Source organism: Collinsella aerofaciens (genome assembly GCF_015553355.1).
Classification (GTDB): Bacteria; Actinomycetota; Coriobacteriia; order Coriobacteriales; family Coriobacteriaceae; genus Collinsella; species Collinsella aerofaciens_V.
Window position 1 is genome coordinate 25,524 of sequence record NZ_JADNGN010000024.1, and the last position, 10,573, is coordinate 36,096.

Sequence of the window (10,573 nt, forward strand, 5' to 3'; positions counted from 1 at the left end):
TTCTCCTGTGATGGGTTGTTTCATGTCTGCAATTCATAAGAAGCCCGCGCGAGGGGATTGGGGTGGCCTCGCGCGGGAAAAGCAAGCGCGTCCGCACGGTGGGGAGGGGTCGGGCGCGGTAGCTCCTATTGAGGAAGCTCGATTTCGGCTTCCGACGGGATGCGGAAGTAGGTCTCGGTCCAGTCGGTGAGTTTGTGCTCGAGCTCGCGGGTGATGGCGCCGTCGAGCATGCGCCAGGTCCAGTTGCCGCCCAGCGTGGCAGGGGTGTTGATGCGCGCCTCGTTGCCCAAGTTGAGCAGATCCTGCATGGTGTAGATGCACGTGTCGCTCACGCTGGCGGCGATGGTGCGATTGAGTGCATCTGCCATGGGTTCGCCGGCCTGCTGATGGGTGTACAGGGCTGCCTGCTCACGCTGACGCGGGGTGGCCGTTCCCTCAAACCAACCGCGCGCCGTCTCGTTGTCGTGGGTGCCCACATAGGCGACGGTGTTGGCGATGTAGTTATGCGGCAGGTAGTACGAGTTGGTGCCCTCAAAGGCAAACTGCAGGATCTTCATGCCGGGGAAGCCCGAGTTGTCGCGCATGTCGATGACGCCGGGGGTGAGGAAGCCCAGGTCCTCGGCGATGATGGGCAGCGTGCCGAGCTTTTCCTCGAGCGTCTTGAAGAACTTGAGGCCGGGACCCTGCGTCCACGAACCGTAGGACGAATCGGGTGAGGAGAACGGCACCTCCCAATAGGCCTCGAAGCCGCGGAAGTGATCCAGGCGGATGACGTCGTACATGTCGAGGGCGGCGCGAATGCGGCCCTCCCACCAGGAGAAGCCGTCGGACTCCATGGCGTCCCAGTCGTAGATGGGGTTGCCCCAGTACTGGCCGGTGGCCGAGAACTGGTCGGGCGGCGTGCCGGCGACGCTCACCGGATTGCCGGCGGCGTCGATCTTAAAGAGCTCAGGTGTCGCCCACATCTCGACGGAGTCACGCGAGACATAGATGGGCAGGTCGCCGATGATGAGAATGTCGCGCTCGTTGGCATAGGCCTTGAGGCGGCTCCACTGGCGATCGAAAAAGTACTGCGTCATCTGGTGGTAGAGCATATGCGCCGGATGGTCGGCGCAGACCTTGGCGGAAGCCTCGCCGCGGGTGCGGAGCTCCGCGGGCCACTCCCAAAACGCCTTGAGACCGCACTCCTCTTTGACGGTCATGAACCCACAGTAGGGGATGAGCCAGTCCTCGTTGGCCTGGATAAAGTCATCGAAATCGGCCGGCTTGTCGGCAGCAAAGCGCTCAGCGGCGCGGTCGAGAATCTGACGGCGGCCGTCAAAGATAGCACCGTAGTCGACATTGCTGGGGTCGGATCCCAGATACACGCCATCGATATCGCGCTGCTCCAGATACCCTGCCTCGATAAGCTCGGCAAAGTCGATAAAGTTGGGGTTGCCTGCGCGGGCCGAGAACGACTGATAGGGCGAATCGCCATAGCTGGTCGTCGTAAGGGGCAGAATCTGCCAGTAATGTTGTTTGCACGAGGCGAGAAAATCGACGAAGTCGTAGGCATTCCAGCCAAAGCCGCCGATTCCGTATGGTCCGGGCAGAGATGAGACGGGCATGAGGACGCCGCTTGCACGCTCCATGAATGCGCTCACCAACCTTCTTGTTGTGGGGTCGGCCTGCCGATGGGTGTGCAGTCCGCCTCCGATGTTCTGATTCGGTACGCCTATTGTAAAACATGTTGTTTAAACATGTACAGGCAAGATAAAAAAGTTGGTCGATTTTCGGCGAATGGTTACATGCCATGAAAAAGCCCCGACCTCACAACGTGAGATCGGGGCAAGAGCGGTATGTAGGTTTTTGCTACTCGGCGTCGGCGAAGCCGTTGGGGTTGTGGCTCTGCCAGTTCCAGCTATCGCGGCACATGTCCGCGATGTCGTACTGGGCCTTCCAGCCCATCATGCGCTCGGCCTTGGAGGCATCGCACCAGTTGGCAGCGATGTCGCCGGCGCGGCGCTCGCGGATCACGTAGGGCAGCTCCTTGCCACAAGCCTTGGAGAAGGCGGCGACGACCTCGAGTACCGAGGTGCCGGTGCCGGTGCCCAGGTTAAAGATCTCGACGCCGGTCTTGCCGTTCATCCAATTAAGGGCGGCAACGTGACCAGAGGCCAGATCGCACACGTGGATGTAGTCGCGCACGCCGGTGCCGTCGGGGGTGGGGTAGTCGTTGCCAAAGACCTGAACGGCCTCGAGCTTGCCCACGGCAACCTGGGCGACATAGGGCACCAGGTTGTTGGGGATGCCCTTGGGGTCCTCGCCGATCAGGCCCGACGGATGAGCGCCAATGGGGTTGAAGTAACGGAGCAGCACGACGTCCCACTCGGGGTCGGCGGTGTGGACGTCCATAAGGATCTGCTCGATCATCCACTTGGTCCAACCATAGGGGTTGGTCGCGGGCTTCTTAGGATCCTCCTCGGTGACGGGCGGGTTGTCCGGGTCGCCGTAGACGGTCGAGGAGCTCGAGAAGATGATGGACTTGCAGCCATGGTTGCGCATGACGTCGATGAGCACCAGGGTGTTCTCGATGTTGTTGTGGTAGTACTCGACGGGCTTGCTCACCGACTCGCCGACGGCCTTAAAGCCGGCAAAGTGGATGACGCGGTCGATCTGATGGGTATCGAAGATCTTGTTCATCGCATCGCGGTCGAGCACGTTGGCCTCGTAGAAGGTGAGGTTCTTGGCGGCCTCGTCGCCCACGATGGTCTTGACGCGGTCGACGGCGACGGCGCTGGAGTTGGAGAGATCATCGACGATGACGACCTGGTAGCCACCCTCGAGCAGCTGAACGACGGTGTGCGAGCCGATAAAGCCGGCGCCACCGGTAACGAGGACACAGGTGTCTTTGGGGTCGAGTGCTTTGGACATGTAGTCTCCTATCGAATCAGGAACACTTCTTCAGGGGAGTATAGCGCAGGCAGGGACGCCCAAATCGTGCGCTGTAGGAAAAGCAGAGGATTGTGCTAACGTACTCATAGAAGAGCTTGCGTACGCATAACCTGATCTTTGGTATTTGCTTACGAGCCGCTGACCTTGCAGTTTCCTGCCGTTCGTGGAAATCGTTGGGACGCGCCATATGTACGCTAATATGTATGAGTTGAGCGACATATAAATAAGCATGTAACGGAGTACATATGTCACCAAACAGCGATTCCATCCTTTCCCAGGAGCTCTCGCGCCGCACTGCCCTCAAGGCCCTGTTCGGCGCCGCTTCTGCGGCAGTTCTTTTTGGCCTGCCCGCTCGCGCCCATGCGGCGGAGGCTTCCAAGGAAACCACCGATAAACTGAATGCCGCCCAGGCCCAGCTCGACGAGGTTCAGGCCCAGCTCGACAGCATCGCAAATGAGTATGCGGCGCTGGCCAACAAGAATGCCCAGACCCTCAACGACATCGAGAATGTCCAGGGCAAGATTGACGACACGCAGGCCCAGATCGATGAAAAGAAGGCCGAGCTCAAGAAGAAGCGCAACGACCTTTCCGATCGCGTGGCCGCCAGCTACAAGTCCGGCGGCACGAACATCCTGTCGCTGCTGCTGGCCTCTGGCTCGTTTGAGGAACTCGTCGCCAACGCGCATTACGTTGAGAAGATCAACAAGAGCGACCGCGACGCCATCGAGGACATTCAGACCATCCAGGAAGAGCTCGATGCGCAAAAGACCGAGCTCGAGTCGCAGAAGGCCGACTTAGAGAAGCTCAAGGACCAGCAGACTGCCCAGATGCAGGACATGCAGGCCAAGCAGCAAGAAGTCCAGACCGTGCTGAACGGTCTTTCCGACGACGTCAAGGAGCTCATGGCTCAGCGCGATTCCGAGATCCTCGCTGCCGCCCAGGCTGAGGAGGCCGCTAGGAAGGCTGCCGCTGCCGCGGCTGCCGCGAACAAGAACAATTCCTACTCGGGTGGTTCAAGCTCGGGTGGCGGATCGTATGCGTCCGGAACCCCGCAACAGAATGCCGGCTCGGGCAAGCAACAGGCCGTCGTCAACGCGTGCTACTCCACGCCTTCGCCGGGCCAGAACTGGTGCGCGGCGTGGGTCACCAATGTCTTCCGTAACGCCGGCGTTGGCTACTTTGGAGGCAATGCGTGCGACATGTTTAACGCCTGGTGCTATAGCTCCGACCGCTCGGCGCTGCAGGTGGGCATGATCGTGGCCGATTCCTCGCACAGCGGCACGGGTGCTCCGGGCCTTATCTACGGTCATGTGGGTATCTACGTTGGCGGCGGCATCGTTATGAGCAACGAGGGTGCCATTACGTCTAAGTCGCTTGACTCGTTTATTAGCTTCTATGGCACTGGCTCTGGCGTGCGTTGGGGTTGGCTCGGCGGCATTGCGCTGTCGTAACGGTGGTTTGAAGTAAGTTGGTCCGTGGCTGCCCGAAAGGCATTAGGTTGCCTGCTCGGACAGTCCTGCTCGCACGGAGAGCACATTAAGTGCTCTCCGGCTCGTGCGGAACTCGCGATCAACCTAATGCCTTTCGGGCAGCCACGGACCTCTCGGATCCAATACGCCACACACCGGACTGGGTTATCTGAATAAATATGGTGAAGGCCCCTTTCGGGGCCTTCTCTTTTAGAGGAATTCGCCGACTCGGTGGACTTCGGGTTCTAGGTCTACGTTGAATTGGTCTTTGACGGTTGCCTGGATGTGGCGGATGAGTTCGTCGACATCGGCGGCGGTGGCGTGGTCGGCGTTGACGATGAAGCCGCAGTGCTTCTCGCTCACCTGCGCGCCGCCAACGGCGTGTCCTCGCAGGCCGGCATCCATGATGAGTTTGCCGGCAAAGTAACCCTCGGGGCGCTTGAAAGTGGAGCCGGCACTCGGCATGTCGAGCGGCTGCTTGTCCTCGCGGCGCTGGCGGTAGTCGTCCATGTCGGCCTTGATCATCGCGGCGTTGCCCGGGGCGAGATTGAAGGTGGCCGAAAGCACGATAAAGCCGTCATCGGCGATGCGGCTCTTTCGATAACCCAGGTTGAGCTCGTCGACATCGAACTCGATGATATTGCCGCTGCCGCGGGTGCCGTCGTCGAGCTGGCGAGCGGGTTTGTAGACGCGCACGGACTCCAGCACATCGGCCATGCAGGCACCGTAGGCACCGGCGTTCATGTAGCAGGCGCCGCCGACCGATCCGGGGATGCCCGAGATGGGCTCCATGCCGGTGAGGCAGGCCTCGGCTGCCGCGGCTGCGACATCGGAAAGCAGCGCGCCGGCTGCCGCCGTGACGTGCGTGCCGTCGATCGTAATGTCGGAGAGGCCTTCGCCCAACGCCACGACGACGCCGCGGATACCCTTGTCGCCGACGAGTAGGTCGGAGCCGTTGCCCACGATGGTGAGGGGCAGATCGCAGCGATAGCAGGTATCGAGCGTGGCGACGAGGCCCTGCTCGGTATCGGGCGTGACAAAGACGTCGGCCGGGCCGCCGATCTTAAACGTGGTGTGCTCGCGCATGGGCTCGCTCATCAGTACGTTGTCCTCGCCGGCAACGCCAGCAAGCGCGCACAGCAGGTCCTCGTTAAAAAAGTCGTTCTCGTGCATACGAATATCCGCCTTTTGGTGGTCGTCGTCATCAATCGATTGCAATATACCCCACCCGGACGGATTTGGTGCGCTGGCGGCGATAAAACAGCCGTCTACCGGATTGGTAAAGTGTTTATCACCGAGGTAGAGGGGTAGTCGCTATACTTTCAAGAGATTGCGCGTAAACCCGGAAGGAGCGAGATGGCCAACAAAGTCACCCTCAAGCAGATCGCCCAGGAGGTGGGGCTTTCCCCCTCGTCGGTCTCGCTTGTGCTCAATAATCGGCCCTGTCGCATCTCGGAAGAAAACCGCAAGCTCATCAAAGAGGTCGCGGCGCGCAACCACTATGTTCCCAACCAGATCGCGCGCAGCCTGGTCATGCGCGAGTCGCGCACCCTGGGCCTTATCGTCCCTAACATCGAGAGCCGCTTTTTTGCCTCGCTCGCCGGTAGCCTGGAAAAGCGCTGCCGCGAGGACGGCTATGCGCTCTTCATTACCAGCTCGGGCGGAAGCGCCGATGACGATCTGGAGCTGCTGCGCCAGCTGGTGACGCGCGGCGTTGATGGCGTCTTCCTGGTCGTAGGCGACGAGTTCTCCGACGACCGCGCCCTGCGCGAAGAAGTCAGCCATCTGCCTATCCCTGCCGTGATGGTCGATCGTGCCATTGAGGGGCTCGAGTGCGACAAGGTGATGTTCGACCACGAGATGGGTGGCTACATGGCCACTCGCTATCTGATCGAGCAGGGCCACCGTCGCATTGCCTGCTTGGTTAACGCGCGCCGTTCCAATACGGGGCGTAAGCGACTTGCCGGCTATGAGCGCGCGCTGCGCGAGGTTGGCCTGCCTATCGACGCACGTTTGGAGTTTGAGAGCGAGTACTACATTCCGAGTGCCTATGAGGCCTCGGAGGCGGTGCTCGCAACTGATGCCACCGCTGTGTTCGCAAGTTCGGATAACATCGCCCTCGGTCTGCTCAAGCGCTTGCACGAGATGGGGAAGAGCATCCCGGGCGATATCTCGGTGGTGAGCTATGACAACTCGGCGGCCGACGTTCTCTTTGAGCCGGCGCTGACCGCGATTGAGCAGGATCCTGGTGTCCTTGCGGAGCATGCTTTTGGCTGCATGTCCAAGCGTCTTGCCGGTAGGGGCGGCAGGCGTGCCGAAGAGGTCGTCCTGGAGCCGGCGCTTATCGTTAAGGGCAGCGTGCTCGAACTTACCGAATGTAGCTAAACGTACTTGTTTGTTTGCATAGATTGCATGCGGAGTGTCTGCTATTTTCCGGCGGGGCCGGGGTGCCTGCCTTGTTTTGAGAAGTTCGCGGAGCCCACTTCTCAAAACAAGGCAGGCACCCCGGCCCTCGTCCGTGAACTCTTCCGCTGGGCGAGCCATAGACGCCACGCACCGATGCGATAAAGCAGTGGCTTGAAATTGGTGCTATATTCAGCATGAGTTGTTTAATGCTAGTACGGGAGGCTGATATGGGGCTGTTCAAGAAGAAAAACCCGCAGGATGCCTTTGATCCCGATGTGTTTACCATCACGGATACGATTTTGGACCCGCCGCGGTTTACATTTTTGCCGGCTATCTACCAGGACGCCACGCGCCGCAAGTGGGCCGTGCATCAGCGCGGTGCGACCCCGAGGATTTTTGACTACGCGGATGTGCTGCAGTGCGAAGTGGCCGAGGCGGGCGATCCGGAGGCCGAAGAAGCGGTCTCTAAACAGGAATTTGCCCAGCGTATCCTGGCAAACCCTGCCAAGGCGGCGAAAATAAACGCTGCCAAGCGTAATATGTGTCTTGGTATGGGCGTTGTTGTGGCGGTTCAGACGGGAAAAGACGAGGTTTCCAAATTAGAGATTCCCGTTATGACCGACGAGGTCAAACGCGATTCAAGTCTATATAAGTCGTATCGGAATGTCGCCGAGAAGATCAAGGCCGAATTTGATGCCATGGGAGGGCTGGCCTAATTTTGGCGGCATACGTGTCTGAATGAGGAGTCTGTGCAATGGCAGGCGAATCTTATGCAATTCCCCCCAAAGATCGTGCTGTTGAGGGAATTCTTTGGTATATCCAGCACCATCAGCTTGCCGGCGGCGATCGCCTGCCGGCCGAGCGCGTGCTGTGCGAAGAGATTGGCGTTTCACGTACGGCGTTGCGTGCCGGTATCACGCGGCTTATCTCGTGTGGAACGCTCGAGAGCCGTCGCGGATCGGGTACGTATGTGTGTCCTCCCAAGCCGTTGAACATCTTCCAGGAAACGTATAACTTTTCCGATGCTGTACGGACTGCCGGCCTGCACCCCTCTTCTCGTCTGGTTTCCACCGGGACCATCGAGGCGGATGAGGCGCTTGCCGACAAGCTTGGGGTGGCTGTAGGCGCTCCCTTGCTCCGCATGCAGCGCGTTCGACTTATTGAGGGCGAGCCGGCGTCAATCGAGACCGCTCACGTTAACCTGTCCCTGTGCCCATCGCTTCCCGAACACGATTTTGAGTGTGAGAGCCTTTACGATGTCTTGCTCAAAGAAGGTGGCGTGCGTGTTGAGCATGGACGTGAGCATATCTCCATCTCGCGTTTGAACGCCGAAGAGGCCGAGCTGCTCCAGCAAGAAGAGGGAACGCCGGTGTTCTATGAGAGCTCGATCGAATTTGATAAGGACATGCGTTTTGTGGAGCATTGCAAATCGGTGATTTTGCCCACAAAGTTCCGCTTTGCCGATAACGGCGAAGAGAACGGCATGAGGAGCGTGGCAGGTGAACAATGGCTGAAACAGTAGATGCCACCCCGGTTTATATGCGCATTCGACGCCGCATCGAGGAACGTATCGAGCGCAGTATATATCCCACGGGTTCCATGATTCCGTCCGAAAAAGACCTTGCCGAGGAATTTGGTACGACACGCTTGACCATCCGAAGCGCTGTCGATGAGCTGGTTCGGCGCGGGCAGATTCGCCGTGTTCGGGGAAAAGGTGCCTTTGTGGCGCAGAAAGTACCTGCTTTTTTTGAACGCACGGTCGGTTTCCGTGAATCGGTCCGTGCTTCGGGCGGCGAGCCGTCCGTCCGTATTCTCGCGCGTTCCAAGCGTTATGCGGGGCCATATTACGCCGACCTGTTTGGCATCGCCGAGGACGACCTGCTCTATTCCGTTCGACGCCTGAACTGCATAAACGGTAGCCCCGTATCGATTGAGACGGCGCTGATTCCCTGCCTGCTGTTCCCAACCATCGAAGATATTGACGTGTCGGTCTTCAGTTTGTACGAGACCTATGAGATGCTGGGCCGAAAGCCAGTCATGGCACAGGAAAAGCTCGATATCGAAGCGCTGGGCGCACGAGATGCCGGCCTCCTTGGACTGGAACAGGGCGATCTTGTTTTGCTTTTGGAATGCGTGAGCTATGACGCGAGCGGTCAGGCTATCGAGTATGTAAAGTCCTTCAATCGTGGCGATACGGGCGGCTACACCTATACGTACTAGCTGGTATTTTGTGAATAACGGCTGGGAAACTAACCAGTTTTGATCGTTGGGTCAGCTGTATATACAACCTTACAGGGCTCAAAATCGACCGTTCGCCGATGGGGATAAATTAATCGACAAAGAGGTATCAAAAAGCCGTAACCTGTAACTGTGATTGGTATCAAATACTAATGATTTGTTACGAGGTGAGACGATGAAGATGCTCGATTACGTTCAGCTTGCCCATGTGCGTATGGGGGAGAACCTCGAGCGTTCGTCTGAGCTGGTAGCGCAGCTCGTTGATATTTTCCAGTCCGGTTCTTTTGACGCGCTGCGCATCGTTGCTTCGGGTTCGTCGCGCCATGCCGCCGATTGCGCCCGCGATTACCTGCAAGATGCCCTGCAAATGCAGGTGTCCGTTGTGACGCCCGAGGCCTTCGTTGATTTTGAACACACCTATCCGCAGCATGCGCTCAACATTGCCGTTTCGCAGAGTGGCTATTCGACCAATACGATTGCGGCGCTCGATTACATGCGCGCACACGATATGGCTGCAGTTGCGCTCACGGCAAACGTCGAGGCACCCATCAAGGAACACGCTGACATCGTTCTTGACTACGGTGTGGGCGTCGAGTCGGTGGACTTTGTGACTCTGGGCGTCGAGGTGCTCGTTGAGTACCTGGTGCTCTTTGGTATTTACGGCGGTCAGGCGCGCGGAACGATTGACGCCAAGGGCGTTGCCCAGCGTCTTGACGACCTGCGCGAGGCTATCCAGGCCAATGCCGTGATGTGCAAGACCGCCGAGGCATATGTCCAAGACCACATGCTCGAGCTTTCTGAGCACACGCCCGCTATGGTCGTCGGCAACGGCCCCAACTATGGTGTTGCCGAGGAGGCAGCGCTCAAGCTGAGCGAGACCATCAAGATTCCTGCCATGCATCACGAAGGCGAGGAGTTCGTCCACGGTCCCGAGATGCAGATCGTTCCGGGCTATCTGGTGTTTATTGTCGACGATCCGCAGGGGTCGGAGCGTCTTGCGAATATCGCCGATGCGCTATCGAACGTTACGACAAAAACGGTGCTGCTCACGGCCCATCCCAAGGGTGGGGCTCACGAGGTTGTGGTGCCTCAGGTGGCTCCGCTGCTCAGCGCAATTCCCAATCTCGTGTTCTTCCAGACGATTGCGGCAATAATCGCCGAGCGTCTGAAGTCATGGGACGTTCACCCGTATCTCGATGCTGTCTCCAAGCAAATGGAGGTCAAGGCAGAGGGCTACGAAGAGTCAGTCAATGCGCTTAAGGCCAAAGCGGCTGAGTGTTACGGAATGTAAGCGGGTTTTGATGCCCGTTGGCATGGGGGATGTGGAAACAACCCCAGAAAGGAGAGACAAATGAAGGAAACCGAGAAGATCGAGATCATGCATTTCGACCAGGAGGGCTATCTCGAGGACGGCAAGGCGCTCTACGAGACCGGCAAGAAGATGACCGCGCTCGCCGACAAGGTCGCCGACGAGGGCTACGACGCCGTGTTCCTGATGGGCGTCGGCGGCACCTGGGACGAGCTCA

The 10,573-nt window shown here is 58.8% G+C and carries 9 protein-coding genes; 6 read left to right on the top strand and 3 right to left on the bottom strand.

Annotated elements, in window-relative coordinates; translation table 11 throughout:
- Positions 1–125 precede the first annotated feature (125 nt).
- Entirely contained in the window at positions 126–1,643 is a 1,518-nt protein-coding gene (malQ, locus tag I2D57_RS06790) for a 4-alpha-glucanotransferase (protein WP_324249214.1), read from the bottom strand.
- A gap of 208 nt (positions 1,644–1,851) precedes the next feature.
- Positions 1,852–2,913 carry a UDP-glucose 4-epimerase GalE gene (gene galE / locus I2D57_RS06795; RefSeq protein ID WP_006235870.1) on the bottom strand — a complete coding sequence of 354 codons (1,062 nt, stop codon included), beginning with the start codon at positions 2,911–2,913 and terminating at the stop codon, positions 1,852–1,854.
- A 266-nt stretch (positions 2,914–3,179) separates the two neighbouring features.
- On the opposite strand from galE, the gene I2D57_RS06800 reads away from it, so the two are divergent.
- Positions 3,180–4,385, top strand: a complete 1,206-nt coding sequence (locus I2D57_RS06800; RefSeq protein ID WP_195361936.1) for a coiled-coil domain-containing protein — start codon at positions 3,180–3,182, stop codon at positions 4,383–4,385.
- A gap of 228 nt (positions 4,386–4,613) precedes the next feature.
- Here the strand turns inward: I2D57_RS06800 and murB are convergent, their stop codons facing one another.
- Complete coding sequence (gene murB, locus I2D57_RS06805) at positions 4,614–5,576, bottom strand: UDP-N-acetylmuramate dehydrogenase (protein ID WP_055285601.1); 963 nt, start codon at positions 5,574–5,576, stop codon at positions 4,614–4,616.
- 183 nt (positions 5,577–5,759) lie between these two features.
- Between murB and I2D57_RS06810 the strand changes: the two genes are divergently transcribed.
- The 5 genes from I2D57_RS06810 (at position 5,760) to I2D57_RS06830 (ending at position 10,338) form a co-directional block, all read left to right on the top strand.
- Positions 5,760–6,788 (top strand): LacI family DNA-binding transcriptional regulator, encoded by a 1,029-nt coding sequence (locus I2D57_RS06810; RefSeq protein WP_006235873.1) that lies wholly within the window; start codon positions 5,760–5,762, stop codon positions 6,786–6,788.
- Between the two features lie 248 nt (positions 6,789–7,036).
- The gene (locus tag I2D57_RS06815) at positions 7,037–7,525 is read left to right on the top strand and encodes a hypothetical protein (RefSeq protein ID WP_195361937.1); all 489 of its coding nucleotides are present in this window, start codon (positions 7,037–7,039) and stop codon (positions 7,523–7,525) included.
- Between the two features lie 38 nt (positions 7,526–7,563).
- Positions 7,564–8,331, top strand: coding sequence for a GntR family transcriptional regulator (locus I2D57_RS06820; protein WP_118260373.1), 768 nt, complete (start codon positions 7,564–7,566; stop codon positions 8,329–8,331).
- Positions 8,316–9,029, top strand: coding sequence for a GntR family transcriptional regulator (locus I2D57_RS06825; protein WP_117584261.1), 714 nt, complete (start codon positions 8,316–8,318; stop codon positions 9,027–9,029). The genes I2D57_RS06820 and I2D57_RS06825 overlap by 16 nt, the downstream gene beginning before the upstream one ends.
- Before the next feature lie 193 nt (positions 9,030–9,222).
- On the top strand, positions 9,223–10,338 hold the full coding sequence (locus I2D57_RS06830) for an SIS domain-containing protein (protein ID WP_195361938.1): 1,116 nt from the start codon (positions 9,223–9,225) through the stop codon (positions 10,336–10,338).
- Positions 10,339–10,573 lie beyond the last annotated feature (235 nt).

Coding starts and splice junctions, on each gene's coding strand:
- galE (WP_006235870.1), bottom strand. CDS start 2,913: ATGTCCAAAGCACTCGACCCCAAAGACACCTGTGTCCTCGTTACCGGT.
- I2D57_RS06815 (WP_195361937.1), top strand. CDS start 7,037: ATGGGGCTGTTCAAGAAGAAAAACCCGCAGGATGCCTTTGATCCCGAT.
- I2D57_RS06800 (WP_195361936.1), top strand. CDS start 3,180: ATGTCACCAAACAGCGATTCCATCCTTTCCCAGGAGCTCTCGCGCCGC.
- I2D57_RS06830 (WP_195361938.1), top strand. CDS start 9,223: ATGAAGATGCTCGATTACGTTCAGCTTGCCCATGTGCGTATGGGGGAG.
- I2D57_RS06810 (WP_006235873.1), top strand. CDS start 5,760: ATGGCCAACAAAGTCACCCTCAAGCAGATCGCCCAGGAGGTGGGGCTT.
- murB (WP_055285601.1), bottom strand. CDS start 5,576: ATGCACGAGAACGACTTTTTTAACGAGGACCTGCTGTGCGCGCTTGCT.
- I2D57_RS06825 (WP_117584261.1), top strand. CDS start 8,316: ATGGCTGAAACAGTAGATGCCACCCCGGTTTATATGCGCATTCGACGC.
- I2D57_RS06820 (WP_118260373.1), top strand. CDS start 7,564: ATGGCAGGCGAATCTTATGCAATTCCCCCCAAAGATCGTGCTGTTGAG.